Origin of the sequence: Flavobacterium gillisiae, from assembly GCF_900107635.1 — a bacterium.
Classification (GTDB): domain Bacteria; phylum Bacteroidota; class Bacteroidia; order Flavobacteriales; family Flavobacteriaceae; genus Flavobacterium; species Flavobacterium gillisiae.
In genome coordinates, this window is the sequence record NZ_FNRD01000005.1 from 75,038 (window position 1) to 92,026 (window position 16,989).

The 16,989-nt window shown below is 33.0% G+C and carries 14 protein-coding genes; 4 read left to right on the forward strand and 10 right to left on the reverse strand.

The features are described from left to right. The first annotated feature begins 53 nt into the window (after positions 1-53). From BLV35_RS08440 to BLV35_RS08450, 3 genes are read left to right on the forward strand one after another with little or no spacing between them, the layout of a single operon-like run. Positions 54-1,328 (forward strand): beta-ketoacyl-[acyl-carrier-protein] synthase family protein, encoded by a 1,275-nt coding sequence (locus tag BLV35_RS08440; protein WP_091087913.1) that lies wholly within the window; start codon positions 54-56, stop codon positions 1,326-1,328. A 10-nt stretch (positions 1,329-1,338) separates the two neighbouring features. Continuing rightward, on the forward strand, positions 1,339-1,596 hold the full coding sequence (locus BLV35_RS08445; RefSeq protein WP_091087918.1) for an acyl carrier protein: 258 nt from the start codon (positions 1,339-1,341) through the stop codon (positions 1,594-1,596). After that, positions 1,593-2,081, forward strand: a complete 489-nt coding sequence (locus tag BLV35_RS08450) for a 4'-phosphopantetheinyl transferase family protein (protein WP_091087922.1) — start codon at positions 1,593-1,595, stop codon at positions 2,079-2,081. Before BLV35_RS08445 ends, BLV35_RS08450 begins: the two co-directional genes overlap by 4 nt. A gap of 89 nt (positions 2,082-2,170) precedes the next feature. Here BLV35_RS08450 and BLV35_RS08455 read toward each other — a convergent pair whose 3' ends face one another. The 3 genes from BLV35_RS08455 to BLV35_RS08465 form a co-directional block, all read right to left on the reverse strand. Next, positions 2,171-2,767 (reverse strand): 3'-5' exonuclease, encoded by a 597-nt coding sequence (locus BLV35_RS08455; RefSeq protein ID WP_091087924.1) that lies wholly within the window; start codon positions 2,765-2,767, stop codon positions 2,171-2,173. Between the two features lie 2 nt (positions 2,768-2,769). Further along, positions 2,770-4,686: a DUF294 nucleotidyltransferase-like domain-containing protein gene (locus BLV35_RS08460; protein WP_091087927.1), complete on the reverse strand. Its 1,917-nt coding sequence runs from the start codon at positions 4,684-4,686 to the stop codon at positions 2,770-2,772. 387 nt (positions 4,687-5,073) lie between these two features. Then, positions 5,074-6,042: a hypothetical protein gene (locus BLV35_RS08465; protein ID WP_091087931.1), complete on the reverse strand. Its 969-nt coding sequence runs from the start codon at positions 6,040-6,042 to the stop codon at positions 5,074-5,076. Between the two features lie 1,319 nt (positions 6,043-7,361). Between BLV35_RS08465 and BLV35_RS08475 the strand changes: the two genes are divergently transcribed. Further along, positions 7,362-8,312 (forward strand): sterol desaturase family protein, encoded by a 951-nt coding sequence (locus BLV35_RS08475; protein WP_091087938.1) that lies wholly within the window; start codon positions 7,362-7,364, stop codon positions 8,310-8,312. A 132-nt stretch (positions 8,313-8,444) separates the two neighbouring features. Here BLV35_RS08475 and BLV35_RS08480 read toward each other — a convergent pair whose 3' ends face one another. The 7 genes from BLV35_RS08480 to BLV35_RS08510 all read right to left on the reverse strand — a co-directional run bounded on the left by BLV35_RS08480 (position 8,445) and on the right by BLV35_RS08510 (position 16,529). Beyond that, the gene (locus BLV35_RS08480; protein ID WP_091087941.1) at positions 8,445-8,885 is read right to left on the reverse strand and encodes a TlpA family protein disulfide reductase; all 441 of its coding nucleotides are present in this window, start codon (positions 8,883-8,885) and stop codon (positions 8,445-8,447) included. A 41-nt stretch (positions 8,886-8,926) separates the two neighbouring features. Further along, positions 8,927-9,973 (reverse strand): zinc-binding metallopeptidase family protein, encoded by a 1,047-nt coding sequence (locus tag BLV35_RS08485; protein ID WP_091087944.1) that lies wholly within the window; start codon positions 9,971-9,973, stop codon positions 8,927-8,929. Positions 9,974-10,174: 201 nt separating this feature from the next. Beyond that, entirely contained in the window at positions 10,175-11,020 is an 846-nt protein-coding gene (locus BLV35_RS08490; RefSeq protein ID WP_091087947.1) for a transglutaminase family protein, read from the reverse strand. Between the two features lie 158 nt (positions 11,021-11,178). Then, complete coding sequence (locus BLV35_RS08495) at positions 11,179-12,144, reverse strand: alpha-E domain-containing protein (protein WP_091087950.1); 966 nt, start codon at positions 12,142-12,144, stop codon at positions 11,179-11,181. Between the two features lie 13 nt (positions 12,145-12,157). Continuing rightward, positions 12,158-13,597 (reverse strand): circularly permuted type 2 ATP-grasp protein, encoded by a 1,440-nt coding sequence (locus tag BLV35_RS08500; RefSeq protein ID WP_091088536.1) that lies wholly within the window; start codon positions 13,595-13,597, stop codon positions 12,158-12,160. 738 nt (positions 13,598-14,335) lie between these two features. After that, positions 14,336-15,391: an NAD(P)-dependent alcohol dehydrogenase gene (locus tag BLV35_RS08505; RefSeq protein WP_091087953.1), complete on the reverse strand. Its 1,056-nt coding sequence runs from the start codon at positions 15,389-15,391 to the stop codon at positions 14,336-14,338. A 43-nt stretch (positions 15,392-15,434) separates the two neighbouring features. Beyond that, on the reverse strand, positions 15,435-16,529 hold the full coding sequence (locus BLV35_RS08510) for an alkene reductase (protein WP_091087957.1): 1,095 nt from the start codon (positions 16,527-16,529) through the stop codon (positions 15,435-15,437). Positions 16,530-16,989 lie beyond the last annotated feature (460 nt).

Below are 16,989 nucleotides of genomic sequence, written 5' to 3' on the forward strand. Positions count from 1 at the left end.
CAAAATGTATCGCTATGTTTTGATACAATTTTAATGATCTAAAAAAGAATACGATGAGTAGGAGAGTAGTAATAACAGGACTTGGTGTAGTGGCTCCAAATGGAGTGGGGCTTGATGCCTTTACCCATGCGATTAAAAATGGGATTTCCGGTATTCGGAAAGACCCAGATTTGGAGCGCCTACAATTCTCATGTCAGATTTCAGGGAAACCGGAAATTTCGGAGGAACTGTCATTGAATTATTTCACGGAATTAGAACTGCGAAATTTTAACTCCACTGGTATTCTATATGGTGTAATAGCAGGAATGGATGCTTGGAAGGATGCTGATTTACCCATTTTAAACAGTGAGGAACCGGATTGGGATAGTGGAACCATTTTTGGAACAGGAACCTCGGGTATCGATAAATTTCGCGAAAGCATTTATAAGATTGACGAATTACAAACCCGTAGACTGGGTAGTACAGCGGTAGCACAAACAATGAATAGCGGTGTTAGTGCTTATCTAGGCGGGAAATTAGGTTTAGGAAATCAGGTAAGTACTAATTCTTCTGCCTGTACCACTGGTGCCGAAAGTATTTTGATGGCTTATGAACGAATCAAGTCTGGACAAGCTAACCGAATGCTGGCTGGAAGTACCAGTGACAGCGGCCCTTATATTTGGGGTGGCTTTGATGCCTTGCGCGTTTGTACTTTTAAACACAATGAAAGCCCAGAGCAAGGTTCTAGACCTATGAGTACTAGCGCATCGGGATTTGTACCGGGAAGTGGCGCGGGAGCTTTCGTGCTGGAAGATCTCGAAACAGCACTTGCACGTGGCGTACGAATTTATGCTGAAGTTTTAGGTGGAAATGTCAATTCAGGCGGACAGCGCGGCCTGGGAACAATGACAGCTCCAAATCCAATTGCCGTTCAAAAGTGTATCAAAGATGCTATCGCTCATGCCGGTATTCATGCGGATGATATTGATACCATCAACGGTCATCTGACTGCTACGACTAAAGACAGTTTAGAAATAGAGAATTGGAGTGAAGCTTTAGGGAGAAGAGGCATTGATTTCCCCTATATTAACTCATTAAAATCGATGGTGGGTCATTGTCTGTCAGCGGCTGGGAGTGTAGAAAGCGTTGCTGCAGTATTGCAATTGCATCAGGGATTTATTTTTCCCAATATTAATTGTGAAGACTTGAACCCTGAAATTGAAAGTATAATTGATGTATTAAGAATTCCGCGAAAATTGATTGAAAAAGAATTAAATATAATAGCAAAAGCCAGTTTTGGTTTTGGCGATGTTAACGGCTGCCTCATTTTAAAAAAATATACCGTTTAAAAAATTAAACATGAACAAAGAAGAGACTTTATTACAATTAAGAAATATCGTAAAGCCCTACATTAATAATGAAGAAGCTTTTGAAAATTTCACGGAAGACACCGATTTTATCACGGATTTGAATATTAATTCGGCTAATTTGGTAGATATCATTTTAGATGTCGAAGACCATTTTAAAATCCATATCGATAATGAGTCGATGGAAAAAATGATTGATGTTAAGTCAACATTGGAAATAATAGAAACTAAATTAGCGAAAAAAAGGTGATTGGAAACGACATTGTAGATTTGGCTTTAGCGCGAAAAGAAAGCAATTGGAAACGACCGGGATATTTGGATAAAATATTTACTCAAAACGAGCAGCTACTGATTGCAACTGCTGAAGATCCAGATATAATGGTTTGGAATCTCTGGAGCAGGAAGGAAGCAGCATACAAAATCTACAATAGAGCAACGGGAGTGCGTGGCTACTTTCCGTTGAATTTAGTATGTGTTTATGAAAATACAAATAGCGGCTCCGTGTTATGTAATGGCTATACCTATTATACCAAAACTGAAATAGTAAAGGATAAAATTCATACTGTTGCAGTAACTGATAAAATTGATTTTGAGATGGTGTTGGAGCTGGGAACGGAAATAACGATGGTGAAAAAGAAAGGAATTCCGTTTTTGGCTGAGGAGAAAACTAATTCTCTAAAACCTGTATCATTAAGCCATCATGGTCGTTATAGGGCATTGATTGGATTAAAATAATAGAATGTACACGGTTTAATCTTTCACAAGTTTATAGCTAAATGAATTTTCATCTGCCAAACTACATTATAAATTTTAACCGATTATGCTTATTTAATACCTAATCTCGACTTTAATTTTAGAAATAGCAAAGCCGTTTTGTAAGCGTCTTCAGTTGACGAATTTCTCTCGGTGTTTGGTACTTTATAAATTTCGGATAGTTCGTTCAATGAGAATTGCTTATCAGTAATATCGTTTAGTTTGCGATGCATCATATCAATATCCAAGGCTTCATTTTTCAATCGGCCGCACTCTAATTTTTCTAAAGCAGCGTTGATCATTTCGACGTCAAAATCAACATGATGTCCCACTAAGATAGAATTTCCGATAAACTCAATAAAGGCTTTTATTGCTTCCGGTTCAGCTAGTTTATTCATCTTGCTTTCGATAATAAACTCATTTGAAAGTCTATTATCATGTAAGTATTTATATTGCAATAAGATAACTTCGAAACTGTCTCCTATAAATATGCTGTCATCTACAACAGCAAACGCACCGATAGACAAGATTACATCTTTCTCCGGATTCATGCCTGTAGTTTCAGTAGAAATCACAACATAGCGATTCGATTTTTTATCGAATTTAGCAAGGTATGTTTTCCAGAATTCTGGAAGTTCTTTATTGATATTTTTTATCCATTCTAACATAACTAGGAAAATTGAGTCAGTTGAAACTTATTTTTAATTAATTCTTCCAATTCTCTCATTGGAGCAAGCGCATTTTTCAGCTTTTCTTTATCTATTTTTGATAATTCCTCCAAATTTATAAATTGACCGGAATCTTCATTTTTTAAGCCTTCTACTGTTCTTAGTTTTGATAAAGTTAAGAAAGCTTCAGCACAATTGAGATATATTTCGGAATATTTTGGATCGTTAATCGCCAATTGTTTAAAACGAGTATAGGTATTATTTATGCCTTTAATACCATGACTAAGCGTAAATAAGCGGGCGCCATCTATAAGAGGCATTAGAGCACGCGTCTTAATATCGAATTTATCTTTATTGGGACCAGTTTCTTCTAGAATGAGTTTTTTGAAAAAGCTTAAAGGCGAATTTTTTCTTAAAGCATCATTTCCTAAAAAATCAAAGAACAAAGTATTGTTATTGGCATTTTTAAAAACGACGTTACTTATTGCATCTTCAATTTTCTGTTCTCCAAAAACAAGTTCGTAATCAAAGAATATACTACTCAAATTATTGCTGTTTTCGCCTGGAGTATTCATCCAGTTGTCGTACTGTTTTATCCAGTCTGTCAGTGATTTACACCATAACATATTACTTGCCATATGTCCGTTAGGGCATAATTCATATCCTATTTTTTCAAGTGTCAAAGTAGTTTTCTTTCCTAAATTAAGAAAATAATCTTTCACCTCTCTGTACTTTTCTGTAGCCACATCTTCAAAGACTAAAATACTATCTTGATCTGTAAGTAACAGCTGTTCTTTCCTTCCTTGACTACCAATACTTAACCAAGCAAAACGAGCAGGAGGGGAGCCCATTTCAAGAATAGAGAGTTCGATGGCACGTTTTAAAAGAGCAAAATTGATCTCAGAGGTAATATTAGAAATATGTGTAAGAGGAATGTTTTTATAAATTGAAGTTTGAATAAGATCGGTTAGTCGTACTCGAATTTGTTTTAATTCGTTAGAAGTTTGGGAACGTTTAATTTCTTTAATCAAAACACCAGGATTACTGGCTTGTGCCACAATTAAATCGTGTTCTGAAACAACTCCTTTAACGTTCGATTTATTCGTACCATCTGCTGTTACGCACAAATGAGTCACATTATTTTTCAACATCAGTAATTGTGCTTCAGCTAGCGAAACATTTTCGAGCACTGTTATAACTGGGGATGACATAATTTTATCTACTGAAACCGTGATTGGAAATCGGCCTGTAGCAATTTTAGACGACATATCCATATCAGTAACAATTCCGATAGGAAGAGTAGCTTCACAAACTACGGCGCTATTTAGTCTCATTTCAGCCATAAGCTGAGCCACTTCGCTGACCGTGCTACTAGCAGTAGTTATTAGCGGTGTGTTATTGTATGATAAAGTTTGGAAATATTGCATTTCAGACTGTTTGTCTGTATAAAATAAGGTGTCTGAAATCTGACTACCTCGTGAATTTTCGTTATCTGTGGAACTTGGTGTATTCGTTGCAAAATTCTCCAATAAGTAATTTAAAACTTCGGTGTTATTTGCTACAAATGGTCTGAAAACCGCAATAGGAATGGCATAAACTACTGTTTCTTCACGTGCTTTTGCTGTCATTCTATAATTATTTTTTGCGAAAAAAGGACGTAATCCAAAAATGGCACCGGCGTGGCATTTATTTAAAATCGTTTCTTCAGCATCCGCTATAACAGATAAGTGAATTACTCCAGAAGCCACGACGTAAAAACTATCGTGTAATACATCGTTATACTGAAACAATGTTTTGTTTTTTTGCAAATTTACCACACGAATATTAGCCGCAATTTCAGATAACTCTTGAAATGTCAAATGATCAAATGGCGAGTATTCCTTTAAAAAATCGGCAATCCGTTCTACAATCGTGTTCATAATTTTGTGATAGTTTCTTTGGGTAAAATTAATAAAATTATTAATTATATACTTGCATATTTAATGTTAAATCTTGGATTTATTAATTAGCTGGTATTCTTCTTTTATAATAGTGATAGTACCGTTAGAAAACACTTTTACTTCAGATACTTCAAAGAGAGTCAGAGATTGCTTATAATTTCTATTTTACATAATATAAATTATAGTGCAAAGGATGACAATTGAAACATTAAATAAAAGCAGAGCGTTTTTGTTTGTGTACTCAAATATAATAAAGTTAATTTATTGTAGAAAACAAACGCAATTAAATATTACAATACAAAGTTAATATACTGATAATCAATACTTAAATCACTTAATAATTTCATAAATATATTATGTACTTTCTTAACTATCTATTGGAATGTTCTTTTCAGTACAATATTTTTCAAAATCAGTGTCATTCATAAAATAAAAATCGCAAAATTCATCAAGTTCTTTCTCCGCACCTATACTATATTTTTCATTTGCGGTCATCAACTTTTCTATTTGAACTATAAAATTTTTAAAATTTGGATTCATATTACAAAGTTTGTCAATTGTTTTAAAATCTAAATCTCGATACTTTGCTTGAAATAAAACTTTACTTAGATATGGATTAGCATTAAGCTTGATTACGCCAATTCCAAATGCTTGATTGAGTCTTTCAATTTCATCAGTAAGGTTATCACTAAATTCAAATGCTACTAGATATCCATAATTTGCCCAGCTTGAATTTGAAACAGCTTGAAAAAAAGCCTTTTTTAATTCACTATCACTATTTATTTCTTTCTTTAATTCATAAGAACTCAATTTGAATGTATCTACTCTATTTATCGCATTTACAAAATTTTGACTTTCTTTAGTTTGAAGTTTTAAAAATTTAATCCCCACCATATCAGGATGTGTCCAGATTTGGTTACTATCAATCCCGTTTTTTGATTCTTCATGAAAGATTGTTTTTGAGTATACGCTTGTGCTTTTTAAGTAACTACTTAAAAGTTTATGCAAATCTCTTTCATTATATGATAATGTATTTTTAGTCTTTTTAATAGGTTTCTCAACTGAAACAATATCTTCATTTAAAGTTTCAAGACCAATATTATCTTCATTTTTAGTAAGATAATACCAATAAGCACCAGTTTTTTTGATTCTTTTTACTCTCGAATCACCAAGCCGAATAAAATCACCAAGTAAAGCTGAAATTGTTGCATTTGGTGTTTTAGCTTCTTTAAAATCATAATAGTTTTTAGTTATTATGTGGTTTGTCACCTCATTATAATTAGTTAAATTAACGATATCTTCTAAACTTCTTAAAATTGCTTCTTTTATAGTCATGGTATAATTGTATCTACTCGAACCTGCATTAGTATGAGAATTAGTTCTACATATCAAATATAGGATTTTTAATAATAAAATAGGAGAATTAATATTAAGGAAATTAGTTGCTTGTAGTGCTTTAAAATTCTGATATAAATTCTATTTTAGTTTTATAATCGCATAATAAAAAGTTAAGATTTAGGATAAATTTAAGGTTGGTTTTGAATATATAGATTTATACGAAAATAAGATTTTACCTATGAAAAAGTGTTCCTAAAGTGAGTTGATCGCCGTTTTACCTAACGGCTACTCATTCATTCGTACCAAAAAAGCCAGAATAACTTTTTGCTATGGTTTGCACCAGCAAAGTTATTTCCAGCTTTTTGGCATATTGTGGATATTAGAAATTATAGTTCTACTATACTTAAAATTACTAACAAGAATTAATAATAAACAGTAAAACAAATATTGTGTTTTAAGAAAGGAATTGTATAAGTTAAATCCTTTAAAATATTTTTTATAGTAATGGATGCAGCAAATTATATTTATAATTAATTTTGTACATCAATTCTTTTAATGAGAGGCACGATATTGTGTATTCAAAACTTCGTTTTTCATTACTTTTTATTAAAAAGTAATAAGCATCATATTCTTTTGCTATTACCATTATTGACACCGTTGTGTTCAATCCTTTTAGATGAAATGATAGAATGGAATTGTTTAACAAAGTAGTTCTGCAAAAAGGTCTAATCGTTCTCTGTAAAGTAGATAAGTTTGGAGGTTTTTCAGAATATCTTATTTTATCACATTGATAAAGGTACTTTTTGTAATTTGATAGAATTTTGTTAGTTTTGGAGTCTTTTTTTAACATAGCAAATGTGCATTAAAGAGTTAGATTAAACCCTGTTTTATTTGCGTATATTTAAAGTGCTAAAGACTAAGTATATACAATGTTGTTTGATTATCCATACTATAAATTATAGTGCAAATATGTAATAGTCCTTGCAACCAGTAATTCAGGCTCTTTACATATATTTGATAGCTCTATTTCGACGAAGCTTTCAATTTCTATGCGATATTCGTGTAATTGGTCAATAAAATTTCAAATACGCGATTCTAAAGAAACTTCATGTTTATTAATTTGTAACTGTCATTTAAAATTTTGTCATAGTGGTTTTACTACCAACTCATTAAAAATTATAACGAATTATAACGAATTATAAAGGTTAAAGGTTTTACTACAATGCCGGATTTGCAGTAAAATAAAGTATATTGCCCAAAATACAACTTAGAACGTAATTAACGTTACACAAATTCTTATTTAAAACTACTACTTAATGGATTTTACGAACCCCTTAGTTTATGGAGTTCCTTGTTTTTTAGGCTTTATCGCAATAGAGCTTACCTACAGCAAAGCTTTTGATGACAAACAATTATATAAATGGAAAGACTTATTATCAAGTTTATCACTTGGAATTGGATCTGCAGTGGTTGGCGCACTTATAAAAACAGTAGCAGTAATATTTGTTTTTAATTTTGGCTATGACCTCTTCAATCCTATAGTAGATGGTGTTCGCACTAATATTATGGGCTGGGAATCTTTTGGATATGCTTGGTACATTTGGCTGTTTTGTATGCTCTTGGATGATTTTTCTTATTACTGGTTCCATCGACAAAATCATATGGTCCGCTTTTTATGGGCAGCACATATCGTACATCATTCTTCAGATAATTTTAATTTAGGAACGGCTGTCCGCAACGGTTGGTTTACTATTTTTTACAAACCATTTTTTTATGTTTGGATTGTAATCATTGGTTTCCCACCAGAAATGCTTGTTGTTTGCATGGGTATTGAAGCCATATGGCAATTCCAACTACATACACAGTATATAAAAAAGATGGGGTTTATAGAAAAGTTCATCAATACGCACACCATGCATCAAGTGCACCACGCACGAAATATTGAATACATGGACAAAAACCATGGTGGCTTCCTCAATATTTTTGATAGAGTTTTTGGAACTTGGAAAGAACTAGACGATTCCATCGCTATAGAATACGGGGTTTCTATACCTCCAGATTCTTATAATTTGTTTGTTATTTTAACTCACGAATACAAAAATATTTGGGATGACATGAAAAAGTCAAATAATTGGTATCACAAGTTTATGTATGTTTTTGGCGCACCTGGTTGGAGCCATGACGGTAGTACTCTTACTATAAAGCAATTAAGGTACGAAATGGCAAAAGTATCTGAAAGTAGCCTTGTGAAGACTGCTAAATTCTAAACATATGTTATGCTTACCTCCTATCAACCTACGCTAAAAGCCTCAACAGGCTTTTAGTAGTAGATTCATTATCTCATGTTTTTTTTAAAATCTTTATTTCAGTGCAAACTCCGCTATTTCTTGAGGTTATTTCTAATCTAACTGCTGAAGCGCATAAAACAGACGATTTTGTGCGCCTTCTTGAGAGCCAAATATGGAGCGCGATAAAATTCCATCTTTAGTAATTAAAATCCACTGTGGCGTTCCTGCTGAATCAAATTGGTCATAAACTGAATGGTCTTCATCCAGAAAAATAGGAAAAGGAAGTTCGTCAATTGTAAAAATACTCTTGATTTCGCTTTCGGTAACTTTTGCATTAGTAAAGTTGGTATGAATACCTACTACTTGTACAGCTTCATTTTCCTTTTGTAATTCATATGCCAAAGGAATTGCACGTCCAGTGCATCCCAAACATTTATTGTTATAGATTATTGCCAAAATAGCTTTGCCTTCGTACTTTTTAAGTAGATCGATTGGATTGCCGTTAAAATCCTGAACTATAATTGATTCGACAGCTTCATTTTCTTTATTCATTTAGTAACAATAACCGTTATATAACTTCTTTTGTAGGTCTTTTAAGCTCTTTTTGGTAATAATAATTTGTGAATGAATTTCATTTTTTTTACCATATTTGGTGTAATAATAAATGGATAAACGTCAGGAACCCCCATCGCTCTATTCATACTATTGACAGCAAATGATAAAGGAACACAAGTTTCGATGATAACATCAAAATCTTTTTCAGTATAAGGATCGAAAGAAACGCTAGCCTGTAGCGTGTTCGCCTTATCAATTGGTTTTACATTCAAACCAAAAAAGTAGGCTGTTTCTAGCATATCCATAATATGCAGATAATGTGCCCAGGTTTCCGCCCAATCTTCCCAAGAATGTGAGGTAGCATACCTACTAATAAATGACTCTTGCCAATTTTCAGGAGCTCCTTTCTTATAGTATTCTTGCAAGGAATCGCCGTAGTTTACTCTTTCATTTCCAAAAATTGCTCGGTATTCTTTTAACGCTTTCTTGTTGGTATATATCAATCGATCCCAGAAATAGTGTCCTACCTCATGCCTAAGATGCCCAATCAATGTGCGATAAGGTTCTAACATTTGCTTGCGCATTTTTTCTCTAAGGACAGAATCCGCTTCTTTTAATAGAATAGTAATTACGCCATTTGCATGGCCTGTCATAAGCTTTGGATCATGTTTTTGCACGACAAAGTCAAAACAAAAGCCTTCTTCCTTACCTAATTTACTTTCTAAATCTAAACCAATTTTCTGAAGTTGATAAATCAAACGGTGTTTTGCAACTTCAAGATGTTGCCATTTTTCAAAATTTTCTTCATCAGAAAGATTCGGTATCGTTCGGTTTAACTGACAAGCTTGACAAAATTCCTCTGGAGAATCCTTCTCTACTAACCAATTACAAACGTCATATTCTTTGTTTTTGCAATATTTGTATTCGATTTGTTCTCGATCAGAAATTAAGGTGTCGCCAAGAGGATCGAAAGTAAGCATTTTGCGATCTTCATCTCTAAAACCGGATAAATGACCACAATTGTCACATTTGTAACTTTCAAAAAATATGGATTGGGCACAATGCCCACATTGAAATATTTTCATAAATTTAATCTTGATGTATTTATAGCTAAAGCTTTGTAATTTAGTGCATATCGCTTTAGCTTGTGTAACTATTTTTCACGACGAATTTCACAGATTTGCACTAATTAATTTGTGCTAATTTGTGAAATTCGAGGTTAATTTTTAATCTTGTAGACCTTTAGTCCGGAACTGCAAATGTATGAACTTTCAGCCCATAATGGTTTACTTATATTTTTCTATTGAAAGTTGGGTTATTAACTTAGAAGTAGCGCTTCCTCGAATACCTCCAGAGACTGGCATTGTATTTTCGAAGTGCGCACTGGATGCAATCGGGAAATGAGTATTTCCTGTAAAAATACCGTGACTTGGATCTAAACCTAGCCAACCAATTCCTGGTAAAAAAACCTCCACCCAGGCATGCAATTCATAAGCGGGCTCGAGCATATCAAAATAATAGTAACCACTTACAAAACGAGCCGCAATTCCAAACTGTCTTAATAGGTTTATTTGCATCCACGACAAATCTCGGCAAGATCCTCTTTTTATAGTAAAAGTTTCGTCTGGTTGTAATGGCGATCCTACTTCTCTATATTCAACACTAAAATCGTCATGTAATTGTTTAGTCAGATTTGTTAGAAACGAAATCGTATTAAAATTAGAAGCTTTTAGAATGGCTGTTCCGTAATCCAGTAATTCTTGTGAGATGAGTTGGCCTTCTAATGTAGAAAAAAGTAATTTTTTCTGTAATTCATCATATTGTAATGGTAGTTGATTAAAGTGTAGCGGATAAATGAGGAAATCAAAAGGGTTAAAGGCCTTTGTTTCCAGAATGCTTGTTGACGTAATTGTTAATTGGTTTGTCATTCCTTCAAACCAACAAAAATCGACTACATTATTTTCTTCATCTTGTACTACCCTATGCCCTGTTGGTTCTGAAAGAATCGTTATCGAATAATCCGTTACATCGACATACGCTGTTTGTCTTGGTCGGAATCTCAAATAATGAGGCTCTAGAAATACTTCTGAATTAAATAAATAGTCGGTGTTATGAGTAATCTTAAATTTCATTGGTTGATTCTAAATTTTTAGTATTTTAACACCTTGGTACAATTAATTTTAAAGATTAGTTCTCGATACCTGCCCGTGGCAGACAGGTATTTTCTTTTCATTTCATTCCACAAAATATACTCGAACTGACTGTTTTAAAAACTAAACAGCTAGTTACGCTATTTTACTTCTGAGTAATCAGTTTGTATCACAAAGAAAGAGTTGTAAATAGCTGAAGATATTTTATTTAATTTTCCTTGGATCTCATCCAGATACTCATGCATACCTTTATCTATAATGTCATTAATATCAATATATTCTAATTGCGATCTTAAGGCGCCTAATTGTTTTTGTGCGTCATTACTAAAGCCAACAGAACTACCAGACAACGTAATAAGAGATTGCTCAGCAATTAGTAGACAAGCTAATATAGATCTAGGAAATTCTCTATCTAGAATCAAAAACTCTGCAATACAGGAAGGCGATAGCTTTCCGTATTTTTTTCTATACATATCATAAGCACTTACCGATTTTAAAAGGGCTGCCCATTGTATTAAATCTAACGACGATCCAACTTCCTTTGGTGAGTCTAATAAAAGATGGTATTTAGCGTCTAGCACTCTTGATGTTTTATCTGCACGTTCTAAAACTTGTCCCAATTTACCAAAATTCCAACCTTCATTTCTAGATATGGTAGAATCATACATCCCGTAAACTAATTGGCATCCGTTTTTTATTTGGGTAAAAAAGTCTCTAATATTTACATCTAAACATTGTTTTTTTTCTTGACCGTCTTTCACTAAAAAATAAAGGGCATTGATTTGCTCCCACACTTCTTTTGTGATTTCGGTTCTTACGGCACGTGCATTTTCTCGTGCATTTAAAATACAATTGTAAATTGAGTTTGGATTTCGTTCTTCAAAAGCTAGAAAGTAGATGACTTTCGTTTTTTCTACTTTCGAATTAAGCGATTGATACAATTCCCAATCTCCTGTAATAACTACAAGTGGTTGCCATTGTTGTATTTCATTAGGTGGTAATTCCAATGATAAATTAAAGTTAACATCCATAAAACGAGCATAATTCTCTGCACGTTCTAAATACCTATTCATCCAATATATTGTGTTTGCTACTCTTCCAAGCATAATTTTTTTAATTTTAATTGTTTAATATCCAAGTATCTTTACTTCCTCCACCTTGGGAAGAATTGACTACGATTGATCCTTTTTTTAGCGCCACACGTGTTAATGCTCCTGGAATAATTTTTATACTATCTTGTCCATATAACGCATAGGGTCTTAAATCTACATGACGTCCTTCAATCGTGTCCTCAGTCAAAGTTGGTACTCTGGAAAGGTTAATCATCGGTTGAGCAATGTAGTTTCTTGGATTGTGTTTTATTTTAGCAATAAATTCTTGTTGCTCTTTTTTAGTAGATTTTGGACCTATAAGCATTCCATAACCACCCGAAGCATCTGTTTGTTTCACCACTAAATTATGAATATTTTCAATAACATATTTACGATCGGCTTCTTCATCGCAAATATAGGTTTGTACATTTGGTATAATCATCTCTTCACCTAAGTAATATTTGATGATTCGAGGTATATAAGCATAAACGGCTTTATCATCTACAACCCCCGTTCCAGGTGCATTAACTAGGACTACGTTTCCTTTTAGATAGGCTTTAAATAATCCAGGAGTTCCTAATACCGAATTTTTATTAAATGCTAGTGGGTCAATAAATTCATCATCCACACGACGATAAATAACATCCACACGTTGTAAACCAGCGGTGGTTATCATAAATACGACATCGTCTTTTACAATTAAATCTTTACCTTCTACTAACTCCGCACCCATTTGTTGCGCTAAATAAGAATGCTCAAAATAGGCCGAATTAAAAATACCTGGTGTTAATACAACAACGTTAGGTTTTTCAACATCAGTAAGTGATTCTAAAGTATCTCTTAAAATGTGTGTGTAATTATATACAGGCTTTACTCCTAGCTTTTTGAATAGTTCAGGAAATGTTCTTTTCAGAATTTCTCTGTTTTCTAGCATGTAAGAAACTCCCGAAGGACATCTTAGATTGTCTTCAAGCACATAATATTGTCCATCACCACCTTTAATTAAATCAGAACCTGTAATGTGACACCAAATGTCTTTTGGAGGTGTAAATCCTTGTAATTGTTTTAAATAAGAAGCACTAGATAAAATCAATTCTTTTGGGATAATTTTATCTTTGATGACTTTTTGGTCGTTATAAATATCCTGTATAAACAAATTTAGTGCTCTAATACGTTGCTGTAAGCCTTTTTCTAAGTGCGTCCATTCTGTATTATCAATTATTCTAGGAATAATATCTAAATGAAGAATTCGCTCTACACCTTGATTGTCGTCATACACATTAAAGGTCATTCCTAATGATAGTTGGGCTCTATCAGTAGCATGTTGAAGGCTTTGTAGCTTCTTATGACTCACTTTTTGGAGCCGTTCTAAAAATAACTTATAATTGGGCCGAACGTTATTATTTTCATCAAACATTTCGTCATAATACCCTTTGGTATCGTATTCTGATAAATTTAACTTTAACATGAAAAATAGTGAATTTACTCCTTTTTTAAAACATCTTTTACTTGCTTTTTTAACCACAAATAAAGTTTAATTTTGAATTAAAAAGAGGATTGGTTTTTTTAAAAAAAATTACAACAAACTAGAAAAGTACTAGATTTATATTTCTCAATATACGAATAATATACTATAAAATCCTACAAATATGAAGTTAAATGTAATTTTAGTTGTTATAAAATTAAATATCCTACACGCTTTTTATCTGTAAAATGCTTTTAATCAAACGGTTGTTCCCTTGCTTTTCTGTAATTAGAAAAGACAGCTATTATTGTGCATTATGTAAGTAAATAAGTATCTAACGTCACAAATAAGTAGTAATATATTTTTTTATCGTAACGCTCCGACTCTATTATTAGATGCAATTTTGAAGACGTCTTCGGTAGCAAGTTTTGTTTGAAAATGCTTTTTGCACCTTATATATTAAATCCAGAAATACCCTCATTCGATTACTGTTTTTTTAGTCTTTCTACAAACCACTATTTTTAGGTATAAAAAGGGGCTGACTGTTGCTTTTACTTATTGTTGTTTAAACTAAAAAAGTCCCATAGCTATTACACTTTGGAACTCATAAATTAAGATTTTGATGAAATCTTATGTCTCTAAAATTTGTAGTACGCTTAGTTCTGTTACATATTCGAAAAAAAAACAGCATTTAAATTGACTTTAGATGCTGTTTTTTTATGCGATATAAAAAGATTGGTCTTATTTAAGCGATTTCATATCAATTACAAATCTATATTTAACATCATTGCTTGTAACACGTTCATAAGCTGTATTAATATCTTGCATATTGATAAGCTCAATATCACTAGTAATATTATGTTCGCCACAGAAATCTAACATCTCTTGTGTTTCTTTAATACCTCCAATTAAAGATCCAGCAATACGCTTACGTCCCATAATGATATTTCCTCCATGAAATGGTTTTAAAGGTTCTACCGCACCAACTAAAACCATTGTTGCATCAATTTTAAGTAATCCTAAATACGGATCCATTTCATGACCTACAGGAATTGTGTTTAAAATGAAATCGAAACTACCTTGGTGTTTTTTCATGTCTTCTTGATCTTTCGACACTAAAACTTCATGAGCACCTAAACGTTTAGCGTCTTTTCCTTTTTCAGGTGATGTCGTAATCATAACAACGTGCGCACCTAAAGCATTAGCAAATTTAACTCCCATATGACCTAATCCTCCTAAACCGATCACTCCTACTTTATCTCCTTTTTTAACTTTCCAGTGACTTAATGGCGACCATGTAGTAACTCCTGCGCATAATAGCGGTGCAGTTGCTGCTTCGTCTAAATTTTCTGGAATACGTAGTACAAATTTTTCATCAACAACTACTGATGTTGAATAACCGCCGTAAGTTTGTTTGCCTTCAATATGTTTATCAGGGCTATTATAAGTAAATGTTGCTCCATTTTCGCAAAATTGTTCTAAATCTTGCGCACAAGATGAACACGTTTGGCAAGAATCTACTAAACAACCTACCCCTACTAAATCACCTACTTTATGACTTTTTACACCATTTCCAACTTCTACTACTCGACCAATAATCTCGTGTCCAGGGACTACTGGATACGTTGATCCATTCCATTCGTTTCTTGCTGTATGTATGTCACTATGACATACACCGCAATAAGTAATATCAATTTTTACGTCGTCTGTTCCTACTGCTCTTCTTTCGATGTTTAAAGGTTTTAAATCTTCTGTTGATGCTGTTGCACCATATGCTTTTACTATTGTAGTTGCCATTATTATGTGATTTTTAAATTACTTATAATTTCTGTATTGTTATTTATTTAGAAGCTTTTGGATAATCTGTGTACCCTTCTGCTCCTCCTGCGTAAAATGTACTTTGATCCCACTCTGCTAAATCCAAATTGTTTTCAAAACGCTCTACTAAATCCGGATTAGATACGTATGGCTTACCGTAAGCTACTAAATCTGCATGACCTTCTTCAATTACTTTATTTCCTTTTTCTTGATCAAATGCTGAATTAATCATTAATGTTCCGTTATATAAAGGTCGGAAATATTTAGCGATTTCTGTCACAGCATATGGTATTTCTGAAACATCTGTAAAAGGTTCAGAAAGATGAACGTAAGCTAAATTATAATCATTTAATTTTTTAATAATGTATTCAAATGTTGGGATTGTGTCTTCATCCATAGTCGTTCCGAATGGACCACTTAATGATGGATTAAAACGTGCTCCAATTTTTTCCTGCGGAATGACTTCTTTAATCGCGTCTAAAACTTCAAAAAATATACGGGCTTTGTTTTCAATACTTCCACCATACTCATCCGTTCTTTTATTAGACGTTCCGTTAAAGAACTGCTGAAACAAATAGCCATTAGAGGAATGTATTTCTACTCCATCAAAACCGGCTTTTACTGCATTTGCAGCTGAATGTTGAAAATCTTTTACCGTAGTTTTAATATCTTCAATGGTCATTTCCTTAGGTGTAACAGTATCCTTAAACCCTTCTGGGGTAAATGATTTATCGTTAGGATTTATAGCTGAAGAGGATAATGGTAATGCACCGTTATGAAAATCAGGATGAGACATACGTCCTACGTGCCACAATTGAATAAAGATTTTCCCGCCTTTATCATGTACACGTTTGGTTACTTTTTTCCAACCTTCTACTTGCTCATCTGAGTAGATCCCAGCTGTGTTGATATAACCTACAGCATCACGTGACACTTGCGAACCTTCAGTAATAATTAAACCTGCTGATGCACGTTGCTCGTAATACAAGCCATGTAGCTCATCTGTTGGAACGTTACCTTCATTATTTGCTCTACCACGTGTCATAGGTGCCATGACAACTCTGTTATTAAGGTTAATATTTTTGTTATATGGTGTTAATAAATGCTGTTTGCTCATGTTATTTTTTATAAATTTTTAATTCCTACAAATTTACATTACCGTACCACCAATATCATTGACCTAGATCAATTAGGATTAATTTAACTTTATTTTCAACAGCAATAATATGGGCTTTAATTCGAATTGGCTGTAGTTTTAACCTGAACCCGCATTAAGTTTTGTTTTCTATTTTGAATGATAATCGGCAAAAAACTTTTAAGCAAATCAATCTAAAGGATCGTTCCTATTCATCGAATTGAATCCTAAATTTAGAGACAAATGATTAACTCCCAATCGAAAACTCAAATGTATATATTTTGGTTTAATAACGGTTTTGTCGGCTTTGTTTGTGTTTTCGAAATTCTTCATTTACTGTGATATAAAAAAGTCGCCCTAAAGCGACTTTAATTTACGGAAAGTTTTAGTATCTAACTAAAAACAACCTTTTAGCGTAAGCTAATATTGAATTTATTACCTC

Coding starts and splice junctions, on each gene's coding strand:
- BLV35_RS08475 (WP_091087938.1), top strand. CDS start 7,362: ATGGATTTTACGAACCCCTTAGTTTATGGAGTTCCTTGTTTTTTAGGC.
- BLV35_RS08460 (WP_091087927.1), bottom strand. CDS start 4,686: ATGAACACGATTGTAGAACGGATTGCCGATTTTTTAAAGGAATACTCG.
- BLV35_RS08485 (WP_091087944.1), bottom strand. CDS start 9,973: ATGAAAATATTTCAATGTGGGCATTGTGCCCAATCCATATTTTTTGAA.
- BLV35_RS08445 (WP_091087918.1), top strand. CDS start 1,339: ATGAACAAAGAAGAGACTTTATTACAATTAAGAAATATCGTAAAGCCC.
- BLV35_RS08455 (WP_091087924.1), bottom strand. CDS start 2,767: ATGTTAGAATGGATAAAAAATATCAATAAAGAACTTCCAGAATTCTGG.
- BLV35_RS08465 (WP_091087931.1), bottom strand. CDS start 6,042: ATGACTATAAAAGAAGCAATTTTAAGAAGTTTAGAAGATATCGTTAAT.
- BLV35_RS08500 (WP_091088536.1), bottom strand. CDS start 13,597: ATGTTAAAGTTAAATTTATCAGAATACGATACCAAAGGGTATTATGAC.
- BLV35_RS08480 (WP_091087941.1), bottom strand. CDS start 8,885: ATGAATAAAGAAAATGAAGCTGTCGAATCAATTATAGTTCAGGATTTT.
- BLV35_RS08495 (WP_091087950.1), bottom strand. CDS start 12,144: ATGCTTGGAAGAGTAGCAAACACAATATATTGGATGAATAGGTATTTA.
- BLV35_RS08490 (WP_091087947.1), bottom strand. CDS start 11,020: ATGAAATTTAAGATTACTCATAACACCGACTATTTATTTAATTCAGAA.
- BLV35_RS08440 (WP_091087913.1), top strand. CDS start 54: ATGAGTAGGAGAGTAGTAATAACAGGACTTGGTGTAGTGGCTCCAAAT.
- BLV35_RS08510 (WP_091087957.1), bottom strand. CDS start 16,529: ATGAGCAAACAGCATTTATTAACACCATATAACAAAAATATTAACCTT.
- BLV35_RS08505 (WP_091087953.1), bottom strand. CDS start 15,391: ATGGCAACTACAATAGTAAAAGCATATGGTGCAACAGCATCAACAGAA.